Annotated in this window: 21 protein-coding genes and 1 pseudogene; 9 read left to right on the forward strand and 13 right to left on the reverse strand. The window is 63.4% G+C overall.

All coding sequences use genetic code 11. The annotated features are described in order from the left end of the window. Positions 1-153: 153 nt before the first annotated feature. From Q1V60_RS22200 to nrdR, 11 genes and pseudogenes are all read right to left on the reverse strand, one after another. Positions 154-939, reverse strand: a complete 786-nt coding sequence (locus Q1V60_RS22200) for a cobalamin-binding protein (RefSeq protein ID WP_300634853.1) — start codon at positions 937-939, stop codon at positions 154-156. Beyond that, the gene (locus tag Q1V60_RS22205; RefSeq protein WP_300634855.1) at positions 936-1,355 is read right to left on the reverse strand and encodes an MFS transporter; all 420 of its coding nucleotides are present in this window, start codon (positions 1,353-1,355) and stop codon (positions 936-938) included. Before Q1V60_RS22205 ends, Q1V60_RS22200 begins: the two co-directional genes overlap by 4 nt. Then, positions 1,352-1,969 carry a GTP cyclohydrolase II gene (gene ribA, locus Q1V60_RS22210; protein WP_300634857.1) on the reverse strand — a complete coding sequence of 206 codons (618 nt, stop codon included), beginning with the start codon at positions 1,967-1,969 and terminating at the stop codon, positions 1,352-1,354. Before ribA ends, Q1V60_RS22205 begins: the two co-directional genes overlap by 4 nt. Positions 1,970-2,097: 128 nt before the next feature. Then, positions 2,098-2,819 (reverse strand): annotated as a pseudogene (locus tag Q1V60_RS22215) (transporter substrate-binding domain-containing protein). A 55-nt stretch (positions 2,820-2,874) separates the two neighbouring features. Beyond that, positions 2,875-3,840, reverse strand: a complete 966-nt coding sequence (thiL, locus tag Q1V60_RS22220) for a thiamine-phosphate kinase (RefSeq protein WP_300634890.1) — start codon at positions 3,838-3,840, stop codon at positions 2,875-2,877. 16 nt (positions 3,841-3,856) lie between these two features. Then, positions 3,857-4,357 carry a transcription antitermination factor NusB gene (gene nusB, locus Q1V60_RS22225; protein WP_300634859.1) on the reverse strand — a complete coding sequence of 167 codons (501 nt, stop codon included), beginning with the start codon at positions 4,355-4,357 and terminating at the stop codon, positions 3,857-3,859. Next, positions 4,354-4,830: a 6,7-dimethyl-8-ribityllumazine synthase gene (gene ribE, locus Q1V60_RS22230; protein ID WP_003176356.1), complete on the reverse strand. Its 477-nt coding sequence runs from the start codon at positions 4,828-4,830 to the stop codon at positions 4,354-4,356. Before ribE ends, nusB begins: the two co-directional genes overlap by 4 nt. A gap of 88 nt (positions 4,831-4,918) precedes the next feature. After that, positions 4,919-6,010, reverse strand: a complete 1,092-nt coding sequence (gene ribBA, locus Q1V60_RS22235) for a bifunctional 3,4-dihydroxy-2-butanone-4-phosphate synthase/GTP cyclohydrolase II (RefSeq protein ID WP_300634863.1) — start codon at positions 6,008-6,010, stop codon at positions 4,919-4,921. Positions 6,011-6,025: 15 nt separating this feature from the next. Next, positions 6,026-6,688, reverse strand: a complete 663-nt coding sequence (locus Q1V60_RS22240; RefSeq protein WP_300634865.1) for a riboflavin synthase — start codon at positions 6,686-6,688, stop codon at positions 6,026-6,028. Between the two features lie 46 nt (positions 6,689-6,734). Beyond that, complete coding sequence (gene ribD / locus Q1V60_RS22245; RefSeq protein ID WP_300634867.1) at positions 6,735-7,865, reverse strand: bifunctional diaminohydroxyphosphoribosylaminopyrimidine deaminase/5-amino-6-(5-phosphoribosylamino)uracil reductase RibD; 1,131 nt, start codon at positions 7,863-7,865, stop codon at positions 6,735-6,737. After that, positions 7,862-8,326 (reverse strand): transcriptional regulator NrdR, encoded by a 465-nt coding sequence (gene nrdR / locus Q1V60_RS22250; protein ID WP_124364590.1) that lies wholly within the window; start codon positions 8,324-8,326, stop codon positions 7,862-7,864. The genes ribD and nrdR overlap by 4 nt, the downstream gene beginning before the upstream one ends. A 140-nt stretch (positions 8,327-8,466) precedes the next feature. Here nrdR and Q1V60_RS22255 point away from each other — a divergent pair, with 140 nt between their 5' ends. The 3 genes from Q1V60_RS22255 to trxA all read left to right on the forward strand — a co-directional run bounded on the left by Q1V60_RS22255 (position 8,467) and on the right by trxA (position 10,749). Further along, positions 8,467-8,922, forward strand: a complete 456-nt coding sequence (locus tag Q1V60_RS22255) for a YbaY family lipoprotein (RefSeq protein WP_300634870.1) — start codon at positions 8,467-8,469, stop codon at positions 8,920-8,922. Next, positions 8,919-9,572, forward strand: coding sequence for a 50S ribosomal protein L11 methyltransferase (locus tag Q1V60_RS22260; protein ID WP_300634871.1), 654 nt, complete (start codon positions 8,919-8,921; stop codon positions 9,570-9,572). Before Q1V60_RS22255 ends, Q1V60_RS22260 begins: the two co-directional genes overlap by 4 nt. 304 nt (positions 9,573-9,876) lie before the next feature. Continuing rightward, entirely contained in the window at positions 9,877-10,749 is an 873-nt protein-coding gene (gene trxA / locus Q1V60_RS22265; protein WP_300634873.1) for a thioredoxin, read from the forward strand. A 102-nt stretch (positions 10,750-10,851) separates the two neighbouring features. Here the strand turns inward: trxA and Q1V60_RS22270 are convergent, their stop codons facing one another. Further along, the gene (locus Q1V60_RS22270) at positions 10,852-11,196 is read right to left on the reverse strand and encodes a hypothetical protein (protein ID WP_300634875.1); all 345 of its coding nucleotides are present in this window, start codon (positions 11,194-11,196) and stop codon (positions 10,852-10,854) included. Between the two features lie 131 nt (positions 11,197-11,327). Here Q1V60_RS22270 and Q1V60_RS22275 point away from each other — a divergent pair, with 131 nt between their 5' ends. The 5 genes from Q1V60_RS22275 to Q1V60_RS22295 all read left to right on the forward strand — a co-directional run bounded on the left by Q1V60_RS22275 (position 11,328) and on the right by Q1V60_RS22295 (position 15,303). Continuing rightward, positions 11,328-11,933, forward strand: a complete 606-nt coding sequence (locus Q1V60_RS22275) for a DUF2796 domain-containing protein (protein ID WP_300634877.1) — start codon at positions 11,328-11,330, stop codon at positions 11,931-11,933. Between the two features lie 6 nt (positions 11,934-11,939). Further along, positions 11,940-12,650, forward strand: coding sequence for an ABC transporter ATP-binding protein (locus Q1V60_RS22280; RefSeq protein WP_300634879.1), 711 nt, complete (start codon positions 11,940-11,942; stop codon positions 12,648-12,650). 1 nt (position 12,651) lies between these two features. Continuing rightward, complete coding sequence (locus Q1V60_RS22285) at positions 12,652-13,917, forward strand: ABC transporter permease (RefSeq protein WP_300634881.1); 1,266 nt, start codon at positions 12,652-12,654, stop codon at positions 13,915-13,917. A gap of 11 nt (positions 13,918-13,928) precedes the next feature. Beyond that, entirely contained in the window at positions 13,929-14,450 is a 522-nt protein-coding gene (locus Q1V60_RS22290) for a DUF3299 domain-containing protein (protein ID WP_300634883.1), read from the forward strand. Positions 14,451-14,604: 154 nt separating this feature from the next. Further along, positions 14,605-15,303: an OmpW family outer membrane protein gene (locus Q1V60_RS22295; RefSeq protein WP_300634885.1), complete on the forward strand. Its 699-nt coding sequence runs from the start codon at positions 14,605-14,607 to the stop codon at positions 15,301-15,303. Positions 15,304-15,469: 166 nt separating this feature from the next. Here Q1V60_RS22295 and Q1V60_RS22300 read toward each other — a convergent pair whose 3' ends face one another. Further along, complete coding sequence (locus Q1V60_RS22300) at positions 15,470-16,354, reverse strand: sugar nucleotide-binding protein (protein WP_300634887.1); 885 nt, start codon at positions 16,352-16,354, stop codon at positions 15,470-15,472. Positions 16,355-16,520: 166 nt separating this feature from the next. Here Q1V60_RS22300 and Q1V60_RS22305 point away from each other — a divergent pair, with 166 nt between their 5' ends. Next, positions 16,521-20,768, forward strand: coding sequence for a DEAD/DEAH box helicase (locus tag Q1V60_RS22305; protein ID WP_300634888.1), 4,248 nt, complete (start codon positions 16,521-16,523; stop codon positions 20,766-20,768). Positions 20,769-20,971: the final 203 nt, after the last annotated feature.

Here is a 20,971-nt window from a genome sequence, read left to right on the forward strand (position 1 = left end):
CAGCGGGAGCAAGCTCCCGCTGGACTGCGTAGCAGTCCCATTTTTGGGGCCGCTTCGCGCCCCAACGGGAGCAAGCTCCCTCGCCACAGGTCGCAGGTTTTTCTGCTTTAGCGCTTAACTGACCGGCATTAGGGCTTGCTCGCGAAAGCGGTATCACAGGCCCGGCGCAATCACCCGGCACAACCGCGCCACCGCTTCCAGCATTTGCCCACTGGGCCGTTCCAGGCCCTTGTCGGGTACCAACCGCACTCGCGACGCCAGGGTTGGCCAGACCTTCCACGCCTCCCGCTGAGCCTGATCACCCACCAGGATCAGCTCGGGATCGCGCTGCAGCACGGATTCGATACTGACCTGCGGCGCCGGCAGCTTGAGGTCGTCGAACACATTACGTGCCCCGCACACCTTCAACGCATCACTGATGATCTGCCCACCGCCCACGGTGTACAGCGGCTGGTTCCAGACCTGGTAAAACACTCGCACCGGCTCGGCGCGCTGATAGCGCTGGCGCAGTTCGGCCAGGCGCTGGCGCAGTTTGTCGGCCAACGCTCGCCCGGCATCCGCACGCCCCAATCGCTCGGCAATCGCCTGGACTTGGGAGGTCAGTTGTTCAAGATTATGGGGTTCGGCGATGTACACCGGGATGTTCAGGCGCTGCAATTGCTCGCGCTGGGCCGGGCCGACGCTGCCGGGCCAGAGCAGGATCAGATCGGGGTTGAGGCTGAGCAAGCGCTCCATGTCCAACTGGCCGTAGTGCCCGACCGATGGCACGCTCACCAGCGCCGCCGGACGGTCACCGCCGTCGAGCACGCCGACCAATACATCAGCGGCACCCAATTCGACCACGATTTCGGAAAGCGACGGCGCCAGGCTCACCACGCGTTCAACCGCCCACACCTGGGCGCTGAACACCAGCAACAGCGCCAGCCAGCAGCGCTTCATCCCAACTGACGCGGGATGCGATAAAGGTAAAACAACACCATCGTCGACAGCGCCAGCAAGAACAGCGGCACCGCTTCCAGGCCGACGAACACCGCCAGCGCGCCGACCCAGGCCGGTAACGCGGCGACCAGCAAGGCCGTGCGCCGACGCGCCGCGAGGGCTATCCAGGCGGCAGGTTCGTCAGGGGTGTCGAGGGCTTTGGCGGTGGCGATCAGCGCGTGTTTATAGGCGTGAAAATAACGCAGGCTGAGAAACATCGAGGCCACGCCGGCGATAAAGAGCGGCAGGGCCAGTACAGGAAGCAAGGATTCGGCGCGACCGAACACCAGGTTGATCACAAACAATGGGAGCAAGGCCAGGGCCAGGTACTGCCACCAGGCAAAGGACAGTCGCCGTTTCACCTGACCGCGGGTCACGCGCGGTCGACCTCGCCCTGGTGCTCATTGCCCATCATGTGGTCGAGCTTGCTGGCTTTGGTGGCCAGGTACAGTTTGTTGTGCGGGTTGTGCCCGGTATGCAGCGGTACGCGCTCGGCCACGGTGATGCCCATTTCGGTCAAGGCTTTGACCTTGCGCGGGTTGTTGGTCATCAGGCGCAGAGACTTCACACCCAGATGCTGGAGCATCGGCAGGCAGATGGCGTAGTCACGCTGGTCGGCGGCGAAGCCCAAGCGCTCGTTGGCTTCTACGGTGTCGGCGCCGCCATCTTGCAGTTCATAGGCGCGGATCTTGTTCAACAGGCCAATGCCACGGCCTTCCTGACGCAAGTACAGCAGCACGCCACGACCTTCACGGGCGATGGCCTGCATCGCGGCTTCCAATTGCGAACCGCAGTCGCAACGCTGACTGAACAGCGCGTCGCCGGTCAGGCATTCGGAATGCACGCGGCCCAATACCGGCGCACCATCAGCGATATCGCCCAGGCTGAGCACAACGTGCTCGCGCCCGGTGGCTTCTTCAAGAAAGCCGTTCATGGTGAACGTGGCAAAGGGGGTAGGCAGCTTGGAAGCGGCGACGAAAACGACGGGCACCGTGTGCTCCTGATTTCAGATTTCACAGAGGCGGCATTGTAACAGCAGGTTCCTACAGACGCTTAAGCTGAATTATCGCTGATAAAGATCAATAGGTTCGATTGGCCTTCGCCCTGGTTCTATGTGCGTCAGAACGGGTAAGGCTGTTTCCAGCGTTGAAAAATCGGCTTCAACTCGCCGCTTTTCACCAGCGTGGCCATACGTTGGTCGAACACTGCCATCAATGCCCGCCCCCGCTCGTTATCGGCAAAGCCTACGTAGAGCGGCAGCTCCATGAGGTGGGTGAGTGTGAAAAGGGACGGGTCGGGGGCCTGGCTGAGCACGTATTTGGCTTCGGTGAGGGCCTCGATGTAGAGGTCTGCATGGCCGTGTTGCAGCATCGATAAAATACCGCTGCGGCGCTGGACCTGATTGAACCGGCGCACATTCGGCAAATAGTGCTCGTATTTGTAGCCACGTACCCAGGCCAGGCGGTAATCACCGAGTGTAGCCAGGCTCGGCGTGGGCGTGGTCGCCAGCCCAAGGGCATAGATATGGTCGAAGTCGAGAGGCCAGTGCGGGTACAGCACCTGCTCCACTTCGTCGCGGTAGGCACCGACCCATCCACCTCGCCACGCTGGGCCAGGCCGACCGAGCGGGTATAGGGCGCACTGCGGATTTGCAGGGCGACGCCGGCCGGTTCAAACACACCGCGCAGCAGGTCCCAGGCCAGGCCGCTGCCATCATTGTTGGTGTAGTCGTTCCACTCCTCGCTGGCCAGTATGATCTTGCCGGGCACCGGGGCTTCATCCGCCGTCAGGATAGAGGTAAAGGCGCATAGCATGATCAGCAGCCAGCAGCGCACACTCATAGTGACGACTTCCTACGTGGAGATAGTTAATTTGAAGGGTAGCGCAGGACGCCGCCTACGGTAGCTCGCGAAAATGCTGATAACCGTGCACGGCCGGGGTGATGTCTTGGCCTTCGGTGTCGAGCAGTGTTACGCCCTGCCCCGCTTCGACCCGCCCGATCACATGGATCGGCCAGCCACTTGCCCGCAGTGGTGCCAACTCAGCCTGCGGTAACGTGAACACCAGCACGTAATCGTCGCCCCCACTCAACGCGGCCACACGGGCCTGGTGGTCGCCGACAAACGCCAGCAACGCCGCAGACAACGGCAATGTGTCGCGTTCGATCAACAGGCTGACAGCCGATGCCCTGGCGATGTGCCCGCAATCGGCCAATAGCCCGTCGGAGATATCCATGGCCGAGGTCGCTTTACCCCGCAGGGCCAGGCCCAGCCCCAATTGCGGTTGCGGCGACCAATAGTGGGCGAGCAGCGGTTCGGCGATGGCCGCCTGCGCACTGCGCTGGCCCAATACCAGCGGCAAGGCACCGGCCGCATTGCCCAGATCCCCCCCGACACACAGCAGGTCCCCTGGCTGCGCACCGCTGCGCGTCAGCGCAAGCCCGGCCGGCACGCGACCGAACACGGTCAAGGTCAGGCTCAGCGGCCCGCGTGTGGTATCACCGCCCACCAAGCCCACGCCGCAGCGTTGCGCCATGGCATTCAAACCTTGGGCATAGCGTTGCAACCAATCGGCATCGACGGTTGGCGTAGTCAGGGCAAGGGTAAATGCGAGGGGGTGGGCGCCCATGGCGGCCAAGTCGCTCACCGCCACGGCCAGCGAGCGCTGGCCGAGCAGGAACGGGTCACACGGGTCGGCAAAGTGCACGCCGGCCACTAACGTGTCAGTAGAAACCGCCAGTTGCTCCCCGGCGGGGAGCGCCAGCAGGGCGCAGTCGTCACCGATCCCCAGGGCAATGCCTGCGCCGCCTTGCGCACAGGGCGCGGCGGCGAAGTAGTTGCGGATCAGCTCGAACTCGCCCACGGGAATCAAGCGCAACTCAGCGCTTGTGTTCCTTCACTTCGGCTTCACGCAGGCGTGGAGCCAGCTTGTCGAGCACGCCGTTGACGAACTTGTGGCCGTCGGTCGAACCGTAGACCTTGGCCAGTTCGATGCCTTCGTTGATCACCACGCGGTAGGGCACGTCGACACGCTTGAGCAGTTCCCAGGTGGACAGGCGCAATACGGCCAGTTCAACCGGGTCCAGCTCTTCGAGGGTCAGGTCCAGGCACGGCGCCAGCGCCTTGTCGATTTCGTCCAGGTTGGCCGGAACACCGTGCAGGATGTCGTGGAAGTAATTTTGATCGGCGAAGGTGAAATCGTTATCGACGCGAAATTGCGCTTCGATTTCGTTCAGCGACGTGCCGGCCATGTGGCGCTGGTACAGCGCCTGGGTCGCGAGCTGGCGCGCAGCACGGCGCTTTTCGCTCTTCGAAGGCTTGCCGGCGTCGGCTGGACGCTCGTCACGTGGGTTGAAACGATCGCTCTCGTCGGAAATCACTTAGCCTCCAACTGCGACAGCAGGCTGACCATTTCCAGGGCGGACAGGGCAGCCTCAGCGCCTTTGTTACCGGCCTTGGTGCCGGAACGTTCGATGGCTTGCTCGATGGAATCCACGGTCAGCACGCCGAAAGCGACGGGCACGCCGAACTCCATGGACACCTGGGCCAGGCCCTTGGTGCATTCGCCGGCCACGTATTCGAAATGCGGGGTACCGCCACGAATGACCGCGCCCAGTGCGATGATCGCCGCGTATTCACCCTGCTGGGCAACTTTTTGCGCAACCAGTGGAATTTCGAAGGCGCCAGGGGCACGGATAATGGTGATGTCGCTCTCGCTTACACCGTGGCGAACCAGGGCGTCAACGGCACCGCTTACCAGGCTTTCAACCACGAAGCTGTTGAAGCGGCCAACCACCAGGGCATAGCGGCCTTTGGGGGCGATGAAGGTACCTTCGATGGTCTTCAGGGTCATTCGACAAATCTCTTAAAGAGCCGGGACGCGAAAGGTGCGTCCCTCAGTGATGATTTAACCGCGAACAAGGGGCAGAAATCGCCGGCCTTTATTCGGAGGGCACGTATTCTACAACTTCCAGGTCGAAACCGGATATCGCATTAAATTTCATGGGTGCGCTCATCAAGCGCATTTTGCGTACACCGAGGTCGCGCAGGATCTGCGAACCGGCACCGACGATGCTGTAGGTGGTCGGTTTTTTCACCGGCGCGTTGTCGGCCGTTTCGCGGATATGCGCCAGCAATACATCGCCATCCAGCGGGTGACCGAGCAACAGCACCACGCCGCTGCCCGCCTCGGAAACCGCGGCCATGGCGGCGCGCAGGCTCCAGCGGCCGGGCTGCTTGACCATCAGCAAATCGCGTAGCGGGTCCATGTTGTGCACGCGCACCAAGGTCGGCTCATCGGCGCAAATGCTGCCCAGGGTGAGGGCCATGTGCACGTCGCCTTCCACGGAATCACGGTAGGTCACCAAATTGAATTGGCCCAGTTCGCTGTCCAGCGGCTGCTCGGCAATCCGCTGAACGGTACGCTCGTGGATCATGCGGTAGTGAATCAGGTCGGCAATGGTGCCGATCTTGAGGTTGTGTTCGGCGGCAAACGCTTCGAGTTCACTGCGACGGGCCATGGTGCCGTCGTCGTTCATCACTTCGCAGATCACTCCGCTGGGCTCGAACCCGGCCATGCGCGCCAGGTCGCAAGCGGCTTCGGTGTGCCCCGCGCGCGCCAGGGTGCCGCCCGGCTGGGCCATCAGCGGAAAGATATGGCCCGGACTGACTATGTCTTCGGCCTTGGCATCTTTCGCAGCGGCGGCTTGCACGGTGCGGGCACGGTCGGCGGCGGAGATGCCGGTGGTGACGCCGGTGGTGGCTTCAATCGACACGGTGAACTTGGTACCAAAACCCGAGCCATTGCGCGGCGCCATCAACGGCAGCTTGAGCAATTCACAGCGTTCGCGGCTCATGGGCATGCAGATCAAACCACGGGCGTGCTTGGCCATGAAGTTGATGTGCTCAGGCTTGCACGCCTCGGCGGCCATGATGATATCGCCTTCATTCTCGCGATCTTCGTCATCCATCAGGATGACCATCTTGCCTTGGCGGATGTCTTCAACCAGTTCTTCGATGCTATTGAGCGCCACGCGGCACCCCCTTGGTCAGGATTTCAGATAGCCGTTAGCGGCCAGAAAACTTTCGGTGATGTTGCCGGATACAGGCTCTGCGGCCTTTTCGCCCAGCAGCAGGCGCTCCAGGTAACGGGCAAGCAAGTCCACTTCCAGGTTCACCCGGCGACCCGGCTGGTAAGAGGCCATGATGGTTTCGCTGAGGGTGTGAGGAATGATGGTCAGTTCGAATTCGGCGCCATTCACGGCGTTCACGGTCAGGCTGGTGCCGTCGACGGTGATCGAGCCTTTGTGGGCGATGTACTTGGCCAGCTCTTTCGGCGCGCGGATACGAAATTCCACGGCACGCGCGTTTTCGCTGCGGGCCACGACTTCGCCGACGCCATCGACGTGGCCGCTGACCAGGTGGCCGCCCAGGCGCGTGGTCGGTGTCAGGGCTTTTTCCAGGTTGACCGGGCTGCCGGCCTTGAGGTCGTTCATCGCGGTGCAGTCCAGGGTCTCGCGGCTGACATCGGCGGCGAAGCCGTTGCCCGGCAGCTCGACGACGGTCAGGCACACACCGCTGACGGCGATGCTGTCGCCCAGTTTGACGTCGCCCAGGTCGAGCTTGCCGGTTTCAACCAGCAGGCGGATGTCGCCGCCTTTGGGGGTCATTGCGCGGATGCTGCCGATGGACTCGATAATGCCGGTGAACATGTCGTTCTCCTGAAAACGGGGCTGACGCTCAAGCGCAGGCCGGGAATTATACGCTCGCTGCCGCAAGCGGGACGGCGGTGACTCGCCAGTCGTCGCCAACAGCGCGCATGTCAGTGATCTTGAGTTGGGGGGCGTCTGCGAGCTTCTCAAGCGGCCAGTCCAGCAGAGGCCGCGCAGCGGAGCCGAGGAATTTGCCGGCAACAAAAATCACGTATTCGTCGACAAGGCCCTGCTGGGCAAACGCGCCGGCCAGGCTTGGGCCGGCTTCCACCAGCACTTCGTTGACGCCACGGGCGGCGAGTGCCACCAGCGCCGAACGCAGGTCGACCTGGCCCTCCACACCCGGCACCACCAGGCATTCGGGACCACGGGGGAATTGGTTCTCCGGGGTCACGCAGGTGATGACCAACGCCGGGCCGGCCTTGAAGAATGGCGCATTGAGCGGCACCCGCAGGCGGCCGTCGATCAACACGCGCAGCGGCGGGCGCGACATGGCCAGGGCGGTGGTTTGTTCATCCAGGCCCAGCTCGGCGGCGCGCACGGTCAGGCGGGCGCCGTCGGCCAGCACCGTATCGGCGCCGGTCAGCACTACGCTCGCTTCGGCGCGCAGGCGCTGTACCGCAGCGCGGGCGGCGGGGCCGGTGATCCATTGGCTTTCGCCGCTGGCCATGGCGGTGCGCCCGTCCAGGCTCATCGCCAGCTTGACCCGCACAAACGGCAGGCCGTGCTCCATGCGCTTGAGAAAGCCAGGATTCAGCGCACGCGCTTCGGATTCCAGCACGCCGCTACGCGTCTCGACCCCGGCCTGGGCCAGGCGCTGCATGCCGCGCCCCGCCACTTCCGGGTTGGGGTCCTGCATACCGGCCACCACCCGCGCCACACCGGCGCTCACCAGCGCATCGGCGCAGGGCGGCGTGCGGCCGTGGTGGCTGCACGGCTCGAGGGTCACGTACACCGTGGCGCCACGGGCCTTGTCACCGGCGGCGCGCAAGGCGTTAGGCTCGGCATGGGGCTCGCCGGTGCGCTCATGCCAGCCTTCGCCGACAATCTGCCCATCGCGCACGATCACGCAACCAACTCGTGGATTGGGGTGGGTGGTGTACAAGCCCTTGCGCGCCAATTCGAGGGCGCGGGCCATGTAATGGGCGTCGAGTACGGCCTGCTCTGGGGAAGTCATTGTTTGGAAGGCTCACGCGCCAGGCGGTCGATCTCTTCGCGGAACTCATTGAGGTCCTGGAAGCGTCGATACACCGAGGCGAAACGGATATAGGCGACTTCGTCGAGCTTTTGCAGCTCGCCCATCACCAACTCGCCCACCACCAGGCTCTTGACCTCACGCTCGCCGGTCGCCCGCAACTTGTGCTTGATATGCGCCAGCGCCGCTTCCAGCCGCTCGACACTCACCGGGCGTTTTTCCAGGGCGCGCTGCATACCGGCGCGCAGTTTTTCTTCGTCGAAAGGCTGGCGGCTGCCGTCGGACTTGATCAGACGTGGCAATACCAGTTCGGCGGTTTCGAAGGTGGTGAAACGCTCACCACAGGCCAGGCATTCGCGCCGGCGACGCACTTGGTCACCCTCGGCGACCAGACGCGAGTCAATGACCTTGGTGTCGTTGGCACCGCAGAAGGGACAGTGCATGGTTGGCAGGCAACAAAAAATGGGAGGGCCATGGTAGCGCATCCCCGTCGCAAGACAAGCCATAGGCTTTACGGTATATAGGCTGGTTATTATGTTTCATATTTTTTAAGCCACGGATTTTGTCCTTTCTGGAGCCGTATATGCAGTTACGACCACTTGTTTTAGTCGCCCTGTTCAGTTTTCTGGTCGCCTGCAGCAGCGAAGCCCCCAAGCCTGCCGCGCCTCAGCCAACCCCGGCACAAGAGAAAAAGGTCCCTGGGATTGAAGAACCCGGCCCCCTGCCCGCCTACCAGCGAGAGATCAGCGGCAACCTGACCAACGTGCCGGCCGGCGCCGAAGTCGAGATGGCGCTGTTGGTGATCGACGATCGCTCGCGCCCGCAACAACTGCTCGCCAGCAGCGTGCTGACCGGTAACGGCAAGCCCGTGGCCTTCCGCCTGCGCTTTAACCCGGAAGCCTTCCCGGCCGGGGCGCGGGTTGAGTTGCGCGGTCGCGCCAGTCAGTCCGGCCAGTTAATCCTGCACCTGCCCGCCGTGCGCATCACCCAGGCAATCACCCAGACCACCGGCCCTCTGCAACTCGTCAAGGCGCCATGACACCACCGCTGCACCTGCAACGCGCCCTGAGCGAGTTGATCGGCGATGCACAACTTGTGCCCTGCCCGCTGCCGGGCACTGAGCTGTCGTTATGGCTGCTCGACGCCGGCAACATGGACCGCGCCTTCAGCCAGGAAGAAACCCGGCGCATTCTGCATGAGCCGCCCTATTGGAGCTTCTGCTGGGCCAGTGGCCTGGCGCTGGCGCGCTATCTGGCGGCGAACCCCGCGTGGGTGGCGGGCAAGCGTGTGCTGGATTTCGGCGCCGGCTCCGGCGTGGCCGCGATTGCCGCGGTAAAAGCAGGCGCGCTGGAAGTGGTGGCCTGTGACCTGGACCCACTGGCGTTGGCGGCTTGCCGGGCGAATGCTGAACTCAACGAAGTGGAATTGGGTTATTCGGCAGACTTCTTCGCCGAAGCCGACCGCTTCGACTTGATCCTGGTGGCCGACGTGCTTTACGACCGCGCCAACCTGCCGCTGCTGGATCAATTTCTGACCCGTGGCCGCGAAGCGCTGGTGGCCGATTCAAGGGTGCGCGACTTCCAGCATCCGAATTATCGGCGGCTGGAAATTCTTGATGCGCTGACCCTGCCGGACCTGGCCGAGCCTTGGGAGTTTCGCAAGGTGAGCCTGTACCATTCGCGGCGATAACCGTCCACGTTACAAATTTCCGGCAGCGCCTGCTCGCAACGCTCTCCGGCAAAAACGAATGTTCGCGGTTCTTTGCATGCTCAATCATCTGATGCGCCAAGTGAGTCCACACACTCGCTGGGGCCACAGCTTGCATTTGCTTATCCGCAAATCCCGAGGTCAGTCTCAAAGCAATGGGTTTTCCTCAGGACTGGTACCTCGATCCGTTTTGGCATGCGTCTGAACACTAATTCCCACGCGGCTTCCGATAGCCGGCGCCAGCCCTTATAGTTGCCCCCATTTCCCGCTTTATTCGAGACGCCCCATGAGTGAGCCAACGCCGTACATCTTCGACGTCACCACCGCCAACTTCGAGCAGGCGGTGATTCAGAATTCTTTCGAAAAACCTGTGCTGGTGGATTTCTGGGCCGAGTGGTGCGCGCCGTGCAAGGCGCTGATGCCGATGCTGGCGCAGATTGCCGAGAGTTATCGCGGCGAATTGCTGCTGGCCAAGGTCGATTGCGAAGCCGAGCAGGACATCGTGGCGCGTTTCGGCATTCAAAGCCTGCCCACGGTGGTGCTGTTCAAGGACGGTCAGCCGGTGGATGGGTTTGCCGGGGCGCAGCCGGAGTCGGCGGTGCGGGCGATGCTCGAGCCCCATGTGCAGATGCCGCCGCCAGCTGCGGCAGACCCGCTGGAGCAGGCGCAAGGGTTGTTTGCCGAGGGCCGCATCAGCGATGCCGAAGCCGTGCTGGTCGCGCTGCTTGGCGAAGACAACACCAACGCCGCCGCGCTGATCCTGTACGCACGCTGCCTGGCCGAGCGCGGTGAACTGGGTGAAGCCCAGGCCGTGCTGGATGCAGTGAAGAGCGACGACCACAAGGCCGCCCTCGCCGGGGCCAAGGCGCAAATCACCTTTCTGCGCCAGGCTGCCGACCTGCCGGACGCCGCCGACCTGAAAAGCCGCCTGGCGCAGAACCCGCAGGATGACGAGGCCGCTTATCAGCTGAGTATTCAACAGCTGGCGCGCCAGCAATACGATGCGGCGCTGGAAGGCCTGCTCAAGCTGTTTATCCGCAATCGCAGCTACAGCGAAGGCTTGCCGCACAAGACGTTGCTGCAGGTGTTCGAGTTGCTGGGCAATGATCAACCGCTGGTCACGGTGTACCGCCGCAAAATGTTCGCCGCGTTGTACTGACCCTTGCCCTGTAGGAGCGAGCTTGCTCGCGAAAATCGTCAACGATAACGCGAACATCCTGGATGAACGCGGCACTCTCGCGTTTTCGCGAGCAGCTCGCTCCTACAAAGAGTCAATCCAGGTGTACAGCGGCGTATCCCCGCCGCTCACAACCTTCACTTTCGCGCTGTGACGCAGGCGCACCAACAGGCGCTTGCCCGCCGCCGCATCGCCGGCCAGGCCCTCAAGTTGATCGAGCAGTTCCAGGCCGCTGAGCTGCCCGGCGTTACGCAATACCTCCTGGGCGCTCTGCCACAGGTCCTCGTTTTGCTTGGCCGGTACCACGGTTGGCGCGCTCTGCGCCGGGGCGGCCTGCAATTGCGCGCCCAGCCGCGCCCAATCACCGTCGTCCAACTCCAGGGTCAAATCCACCGGCAGGTCGCCAACGGTTCCACGAATTCGCAACATCGGTCCTTACTCCTGCATTTTTCTGACGGGCATGCTCCCATGCAGCTTGCGCAACGCAAAGCGGGCGGTCAAACTCTCGGCACGATTGTTATAAGATCACATAACAAAACTGTCATCTCTGGAGTCCTGTCATGCGCCGTCTGCTGCTTGCTTTGCCGTTTGCCCTGCTGCCACTGGCTGTCGCCCATGCCCATGAAGATCACGACCATGAGCATGGCAGCCTCGGCGCTCACGAACACGGTGTGGGTCGTCTCAATGCGGTGCTGGACGGCCAGAGCCTGGAGCTTGAGCTGGACAGCCCGGCGATGAACCTGGTGGGTTTCGAACACGCAGCGACCAGCGCCGCCGACAAAGCCAAAGTCGCCGCAGCGCGCAAACAGTTGGAAGCTCCGCTGGCGCTGTTCAACCTGCCCAAGGCCGCCGGTTGCGTCGTCAGCGCCCAGGAACTCAACAGCCCGCTGTTCGGTGACAAGCCGGAAGCCGATCACGATGACGACGACGATGCCCACGCCACCGACGGCAAAGGCGCCGCCGCTCATGAGCATCATCATGACCACAGCGAAATCCACGCCCACTACCAGTTCACCTGCGCCACGCCGACTGCGCTGAGTAACCTGGACCTGACCCAGGTGTTCAAGTCCTTCCCCGCCACCCAGAAAATTCAGGTACAACTGATCGGCCCGAGCGGCCAGCAAGGTGTTGAAGCGACCGCCACTGCAGCCACCCTGAAATTCTGAGTTCACATGACCCACGCATTAATCGAACTGTCCGACCTGGGCTTCAACTGGCCCGGTCACCCACAGTTGCTGGACATCCCCGCGTTCCGCCTGGAGCCGGGGGAAACCCTGTTCCTCAAGGGCCCGAGCGGCAGTGGCAAAACCACCTTGCTCGGCTTGCTCGGCGGTGTGCAGAAACCCAGCCGAGGCAGCATTCGCCTGCTCGGCCAGGAGCTGACCGAACTCTCGGCCGGCGCCCGTGACCGTTTTCGCGTGGACCACACCGGCTATATCTTCCAGCAGTTCAACCTGCTGCCGTTTTTGTCGGTGCGCGAAAACGTCGAGCTGCCTTGCCACTTCTCCAAACTGCGCGCACAGCGGGCGGCCCAACGCCACGGCAGTGTCGACCAGGCCGCAGCCACGTTGCTTGCACACCTGGGTTTGAAAGACCCTGACTTGCTCGAGCGCCGCGCCGACTCGCTGTCCATCGGCCAGCAACAACGGGTGGCCGCCGCCCGTGCGCTGATCGGCCAACCGGAACTGGTTATCGCCGACGAGCCCACCTCGGCCCTCGACTACGACGCCCGCGAAGCATTCATCCAGCTGCTGTTCGCCGAATGCCGCGAAGCGGGCGCCAGCCTGTTGTTTGTCAGCCACGACCAAAGCCTGGCCCCGCTGTTCGACCGCAACCTGTCGCTGGCCGAACTCAATCGCGCCGCCGCGCCCGCAGAGGTTTGAGATGTATCTGTTTCGTCTGGCCATGGCCAGCCTGGCCAACCGCCGCTTTACCGCGATCCTCACCGCCTTCGCCATTGCGCTTTCCGTCTGCTTGCTGCTCGCGGTGGAGCGCGTGCGCGTTGAAGCGCGCAACAGCTTCGCCAGCACCATCAGCGGCACGGACCTGATCGTCGGTGCACGCTCCGGCTCGGTAAACCTGCTGCTGTACTCGGTGTTCCGCATCGGCAACGCCACCAATAACATCCGCTGGGACAGCTTTGAGCACTTCGCCGCCAGCCCCCAGGTGAAATGGGCGATCCCGATTTCCCTCGGCGACTCCCATCGCGGGTACCGGGTGATGGGCACCAACGAATCCTACTTCGAGCATTACCAGTACGGTCGCAAACAAAACCTTGAATTGGCCAGCGGCCGCGCGTTCGCCACCGATCCGTTCGAGGTGGTACTCGGTGCCGAAGTCGCCGAGGCCCTGCACTACAAGCTCGGCGACAAGCTGGTGCTGGCCCATGGCGTGGCGGTGGTCAGCCTGGTCAAGCACGATGACAAGCCGTTCACCGTGGTCGGCATCCTCAAGCGCACCGGTACGCCGGTGGACCGTACGCTGCATATCAGCCTCGGCGGCATGGAGGCGATCCACATCGACTGGCACAACGGCGTGCCGGCCCAGGGCAAAGGCCGTATCAGCGCCGATCAGGCGCGCAACATGGACCTCACTCCGCAAGCCATCACCGCATTCATGCTCGGTTTGAACAACAAGATTTCCACCTTCGCGCTGCAACGGGAAATCAATGAATTCCGTGGCGAGCCGATGCTGGCGATTCTGCCGGGCGTGGCGCTGCAAGAGCTGTGGAGCATGATGGGCACGGCCGAAAAAGCCTTGTTCGTGATCTCGTTGTTCGTCGTGCTGACCGGTCTGATCGGCATGCTCACGGCGATCCTCACCAGCCTCAACGAACGCCGCCGCGAAATGGCGATCCTGCGCTCGGTGGGCGCCCGGCCGTGGCATATCGCAACGCTGCTGATCTTCGAGGCCTTCGCGCTGGCCCTGTCCGGCGTGGTGGCAGGTCTGGGTTTGCTGTACCTGTGCATTGGCGCATCGCGCGGCTATCTGCAGGCCAACTACGGCCTGGACTTGCCGATGGCATGGCCGAGCGAATATGAATGGTCGTTGCTCGCCGGTATCCTGGCCGCGGCGCTATTGATGGGCAGCGTGCCCGCATGGCGTGCCTATCGCCAGTCGTTGGCTGATGGCCTGTCCATTCGTTTATGAGGAAGGTGTCGATGCGTCGTACGCTGTTTGCCCTGTTACTGCTGGTGGCCGTACCTGCCTGGGCCGAGGAGCAGCCCCACGATTTGTCCTGGCAGGAAATGATCCCACCGGATGCGCCACCGGAAGTGCCCAATATGAAACCGCTGCACGACTTGTCGAGCATGGCCGATGCCTTATCCGTGGAGGCTGCGCCCGCAGCCAAGCAGGACTTGCCCAACGCGCCGGTGGTGCAGAGCCTCGACGGCCGGCACATTCGCCTGCCGGGGTACATCGTGCCGCTGGAAGTGAGCGAAGAAGGCCGCACCACCGAGTTCCTGCTGGTGCCGTATTTCGGCGCGTGCATTCATGTTCCGCCGCCGCCGTCGAACCAGATCGTGCACGTGAAAAGCGAAGTCGGCGTGAAACTCGATGAGCTGTACCAGCCGTACTGGATCGAAGGGGCGATGCAGGTCAAGCCTTCATCCAGTGAATTGGCCGATGCCGGTTACCAGATGGATGCACAGAAAATCTATATGTATGAGCTTGAGGAATAACCAGCGCAAGAACACCGAAGATCAACCGGTGGGAGCAAGCCCGCTTCCACAGTTTTTGCGGCGTGGTTACCCTTTCATTGAGCTGAGTCAAAAGATCGAGCGGAACGATCTTTACCATTGGACGTACAACTTTTAACGTCCTTCTGGAGCTCCCATGAACAAGTCTCTGCTCGGCGCGTCCCTCTTCGCGCTCGCCCTCGTCGCCCCTGTCGCTCACGCTCACCAAGCCGGCGATATTCTGGTTCGCGCCGGTGCAATCACCGTGAACCCGAAGGCCGACAGCAGCAGCGTCAAGGTTGACCAAGGCCCCTTGGCGGGCGCCAACCTGGGCGGCAAGGCGACCATGAGCAGCGACACCCAGTTGGGCTTGAACTTCGCTTACATGATCACCGATCACGTCGGTATCGAACTGCTGGCCGCTACGCCGTTCGAGCATGACGTGAAGATCAAAAACACCGCCCTGGGCGCCGCCAACGGCAAGCTCGGCACGCTGAAACACTTGCCGCCGACCTTGAGCGTCGTGTACTACCCGCTGGACCACAAGTCGGCGTTCCAACCGTATGTGGGCGCCGGTATCAACTACACCTGGATCTACGACGAGCACGTCGGCAGCCGCGCCGAGCAAGCCGGCTTCAGCAACTTCAAGGCCGAGAACTCCTGGGGCTGGGCCGCGCAGATCGGCGCCGACTACATGATCAACGACAAATGGATGATCAACGCCCAAGCGCGTTATATCGACATCAGCACCAAGGCGACCGTGGATAACAATGCCTTGGGCCAGGGCACTCGGGCCAAGGTCAACGTGGATGTCGACCCGATGGTTTACATGGTGGGGATCGGCTACAAGTTCTAAACGCGGCCCAACACACACGTCACACCCCATGTGGGAGCGGGACTTGTGTAGGCGCCGGCTTGCCTGCGATAGCATCACCTGGGTATCACTGATACGCCGAGTTGTCTGCATCGCAGGCAAGCCGGCTTCTACACAAGCTCGCTCCCACATTTGGTTTTGCAGAGTGTCAGCTGCGGCGGTAGAACCGGTCGAGCAATGCCGGTAGCCCCGCCCGCCACGCCCGTGGCTTGATGCCGAAGGTATGCAGGATTTTCTTGCAGGCCAGCACCGCGTGTTGCGGCTCATCAGACGCATCCGGCCGCGCCGCGTGGGCCTGGGCTGTCGGCGACTCGATGGCCAGCGGGTGGAGGTTGCGCGCTTCGGTGAGGATCGCCTGGCCCAGCGCCAGCGGTGTGGTCGCCTCATGGCCGGCGTAATGGTAAGTGCCCCACAGCGGCGCCGCGCAATCGAGTTGCTTGAGCACCGAAATGATCACCCGCGCCGCATCGTCCACCGGCGTCGGGTTGCCACGGCGGTCGTCCGCCATCAGTAATTCATCCGGCTTTTCGGCCCGGGCCAGGAAGCGCCCGAGCGTGCCGTCTACGCTGTCGTCCAGCAGCCAGCCAAACCGCAGCAGCACATGTTGCGGGCAGGTGGCGCGTACGCTCTGCTCGATACGCCACAACGCCTGACCGCGCAGGCCCAGGGGCACCGGCTCGTCTTTTTCGCTGTAGGCGGTGGCGCGGGAACCATCGAACACGCGGTAGCTGGACGGTTGCACCAGGGTAATGCCGTGGTGCTGGCACAGTTCGGCCAGCCGCTCGATGGCAAACTCCTGGGAAGCCAGGCGGGTTTCGCTGACAGCCTCGGCCTGGAACCAGTCGAAATAATAGGCGAGGTTGATCAAGGCATCGGGACGGGTGTCGTCGAGCAATTGGGTGAGGCTTGCGGCATCCCAGCCGTCTTGGGGCGGTTTGGGGGCGAGGAAACCGATGTCTTCCTCTGCACCGAGGCGAATCAGCGCCTGCCCGAGGGCATTCCCGCCGCCCAGTAACATAAGGCGCATTCGCATAGATGAGCAGGCCCGGTCTGTTTGGAACGATGGTTGTTGTCGGCAGGCGCGTTAGCCTTGCCGTAGGTTTATTCCAGAATCGTTGCATTTTGCGGGTTTGTAGCGCAACCGTCACGGACAAAGTAGGTGTTTGCAACTTGTTGGAGCAGGCGGCATCAATCACTACATGAACCTTCCCGACTCAACAGACAAGGCACTGGACGGCTTCCATCCCGCCGTCAGTACCTGGTTTCGCAGCACGTTCCCCTCGGTGACCGACGCGCAGGCCCAGGCGTGGCCGCTGATCCGTCAGCGCCGTTCGACGCTCATCGCCGCGCCTACGGGTTCCGGCAAGACCCTGACCGCCTTTCTCGCGGTGCTGGACGACCTGGTCCATCAGGGCTTGGCCAACGGCGGCCAATTGCCCGATGAAACCCTGGTGGTCTACGTTTCGCCGCTCAAGGCACTCTCCAACGATATTCAGATCAACCTGCAAAACCCTTTGGCCGGCATCACCGGGCACCTTGAAAAACTGGGTTTGCCGCCACTGGTGATCCGTACTGCGGTGCGCACCGGCGATACCCCGCAAAAAGACCGCGCCCAGATGCGCAAGCGTGCGCCGCATATCCTGGTCACCACCCCGGAATCGCTGTATGTGCTGCTCGGCTCGGACTCAGGCCGACAGATGCTCGCCAGCACGCGCACGGTGATCGTCGATGAAATCCACGCGATTGCCGCCGGCAAGCGTGGCAGTCACCTGGCGTTAAGCCTGGAGCGCCTGCAAGCCTTGTGCGCCGAGCCACTGACGCGCATCGGCCTGTCGGCCACGCAAAAGCCCATCGACGCGGTCTCGCGCTTTTTGGTCGGCACCGCGCGCGCCTGCGCCATCGTCGACATCGGCCACGCGCGCCCCCGTGACCTGGATATCGAAGTGCCTGCGGTGCCGCTCTCGGCGGTGATGGCCAACGATGTGTGGGCGCTGGTCTATGACCGTCTTGCCGAACTGGCCCGCGAACACCGCACCACGCTGATATTCGTCAACACTCGGCGCCTGGCCGAACGCTTGGCGCGGCACCTGAGCGAGCGCCTGGGCAAAACGGCGGTGGCCGCCCACCACGGCAGCCTGGCCAAGGAAATGCGCCTGGACGCCGAGCAACGCCTCAAGGCCGGTGAGCTGCAAGTGCTGATCGCCACCGCGTCCCTGGAGCTGGGGATTGATATCGGCGATGTGGATCTGGTCTGCCAGATCGGCTCGCCCGGCTCGATTAACGGCTTTCTGCAAAGGGTCGGCCGCTCCGGGCACCAGGTCGGCGGCACCCCCAAGGGTCGCCTGTTTGCCACGACCCGCGACGACTTGATCGAATGCGCCGCCCTCCTCGACTGCGTGCGCCGTGGCGAGCTCGACACCCTGCACATTCCAGTGGCGCCGCTGGACGTGCTGGCTCAGCAGATCATCGCCGAGGTCAGCGCCCGCGAATGGTCGGAAGCGGCCCTGCTGGCGCTTATCCGCCGCGCCGCGCCGTATGCCGAATTGGATGAACGCCACTACCAGGCGCTGTTGCACATGCTTGCCGACGGCTACAACGGGCGTCAGGGCATCCGCAGCGCTTACCTGCACCGTGACGCCGTGACGCACACCCTGCGCGGCCGCCGTGGCGCCCGGCTCACGGCCGTGACCAGCGGCGGCACCATTCCCGACAACGCCGACTACAGCGTACTGCTCGAGCCCCAGAGCCTGAACATCGGCAGCGTCAACGAAGACTTCGCCGTGGAGAGCATCGCCGGCGATATTTTCCAGCTTGGCAATACGTCCTACCGCATCCTGCGGGTAGAAGCCGGCAAGGTACGGGTGGAGGACGCCCACGGGCAGCCACCGACCATTCCATTCTGGCTGGGTGAGGCGCCGGGGCGCAGCAACGAGTTATCGGCGGCGGTGGCCCGTTTGCAGGGGCATCTGGATCATCTGCTCAGCGCCAGCCCCGGCGACCTGCTGCCGGCCCAGGCATGGCTCACCGATACGCTCGGCCTGAACCGCGCCAGCGCCGAGCAACTGCTCGATTACCTGGCCCGCACCCGCCTGGCCCTCAGCGCCTTGCCGTCCCAGGACACATTGATCATGGAGCGCTTTTTCGATGCCTCCGGCGGCACCCAGTTGATCATCCACACGCCCTTTGGCAGCCGCATCAACCGCGCCTGGGGCCTGGCCCTGCGCAAGCGCTTTTGCCGCACCTTCAACTTCGAGCTGCAAGCGGCGGCCAGCGAAAATGCGATCGTGCTGTCGCTGTCCACCAGCCACAGCTTCGCGCTGGATGAAGTGTGGCGTTACCTCAACAGCAACAGCGCCGAACACTTGCTGATCCAGGCCGTGCTGGATGCGCCGCTGTTCGGCGTGCGCTGGCGCTGGAACGCCGGCGTGGCACTGGCATTGCCGCGTTACACCGGCGGGCGCAAGGTGGCGCCGCAGATCCAGCGTATGAAAAGCGAAGACCTGATCGCCAGCGTGTTTCCCGACCAGATTGCCTGCCTGGAAAACCTCGCCGGCGAACGCGAAGTGCCTGACCACCCACTGGTGGAACAAACCCTCGATGATTGCCTGCACGAAGCCATGGACAGCGACGGCTGGCTGGCCCTGCTGCGGCGCATGGAAGCGGGCGACGTTCGCATGGTCAGCCGCGACCTGCCCGCGCCCTCGCCGATGGCCGCCGAGATTCTCAGCGCGCGCCCCTACACCTTTCTTGATGACGCGCCGCTGGAAGAGCGCCGCACCCAGGCCGTGATCAACCGCCGCTGGAGCGACCCGCAGAGTACCGACGACCTCGGCGCGCTGGATGCCGAAGCGATCGCCGGGGTACGCGAGGAGGCCTGGCCCGCGCCCCAGGGGCCGGATGAAATGCACGAAGCGCTGATGAGCCTGGCCTGTATTGCAGAGCAGGAGGTCACGCCGCAATGGGCCGAATGGTTGCAGGCGCTGAACAGGGCCGGACGCGCTTATCCGTTGCCCAACGGCTTATGGGTGGCCGTGGAACGCTTGAGCTGCCTGCAGGCGATCCATCCTCACAGCTTGCCGCTGCTGCCCGGCTTCGATGAGCCGTGGACATTCGATGAGGCCCTGGTGGAAGTACTGCGCGCACGCCTGGGCGGTTTCGGCCCGTTGACGCTGCCCGAGATTGCCGCGCCCCTGGCATTGCCCCACGCCACCGTTGCCCAAGCGCTGGCGCGGCTGGAGCAGGAGGGCTATGTGCTGCGCGGGCACTTCAGCCCAGGCATCGATGATGAGCAATGGTGCGAACGGCATCTGCTGGCGCGTATTCACCGCTACACGGTCAAGCGCCTGCGTCGGGAAATCGAACCGGTGGCGCTGCAGGATTTCATGCGTTTTCTGTTCGACTGGCAGCATCTGTCCGACAGCACGCGCGGCCAGGGCAGCGCGGTGTTGCCGCAAATCGTCGGCCAGTTCGAAGGCTACGCCGCCGCCACCTCGGCCTGGGACAGTGACCTGCTCAGCGCACGTATCAAGGACTACTCGCCGACCTGGCTCGACGACCTGTGCCGCAGCGGCAAGCTGGTGTGGACGCGCCTGAGCCACAAGGCCAGCGCCATCGCCCTGCGCAGCACGCCGATCGTGCTGTTGCCGCGCAGCCAGGTGCCGTTGTGGAGCGGGCTGACCGAGCAGACGGACAGCACGACGCTGTCGCCCAAGGCGCAAAAAGTCCACTTGGCCCTGCGCGAACAGGGCGCATTGTTTTTCGATGAGCTGGTGCACGAAGCCCATCTGTTGCGCAGCGAGCTGGAAACCGCGTTGCAGGAGTTAGTCGGTGCAGGGCTGGTCAATGCCGACAGCTTCGCCGGGCTGCGCGCCCTCACCACCCCCGCCAGCAAGCGCCAGGCGCGCAGCAGCCGGCGTGGCCGGGGCGCCTTTATCGGCGGCATGGACGATGCCGGGCGCTGGGCATTGATTCGGCGCGCGCCAGCCGAGCCCGGTGCGCATTCGGCAGAGACGCTGGAGCATGTGGCGATGACCCTGCTGCGCCGCTACGGCGTGGTGTTCTGGCGCTTGCTGGAGCGCGAGGCGGAGTGGTTACCGAGTTGGCGGGAATTGCTGCGCACCTACCACCGCCTGGAAGCACGGGGCGAGATTCGCGGCGGGCGGTTCGTCAGTGGCTTGGCAGGCGAGCAGTTCGCGTTGCCGGAGGCCATCCCATTGCTGCGTGAAGTGCGGCGCCGGCCCCACGACGCAAGCTTGATCGCGGTATGCGGAGCCGACCCGCTGAACCTCGTCGGCACGCTGTTGCCGGGCGCCAAGGTACCGGCGGTAAGCGGGAATCGGATCGTGTACCGCGATGGAGTGCCGGCGGCGGTGATGGTTGGCGGTAAGCAGCAGGTATTGCTGGACATGGATCAGCAGGCGATTCAGGAGAAGTTGATCAGGCGTTGAGGCCCCTTCGCAGGCAAGCCCGCTCCCACACGCGCACTGTATTTCAAGGATGTACGCGGTCAACTGTGGGAGCGGGCTTGCCCTAATGCCGGTCAGTTAAGCGCTAAAGCAGAAAAACCTGCGACCTGTGGCGAGGGAGCTTGCTCCCGTTGGGGCGCGAAGCGGCCCCAAAAATGGGACTGCTACGCAGTCCAGCGGGAGCA

Source organism: Pseudomonas sp., from assembly GCF_030147005.1.
GTDB lineage: Bacteria > Pseudomonadota > Gammaproteobacteria > Pseudomonadales > Pseudomonadaceae > Aquipseudomonas.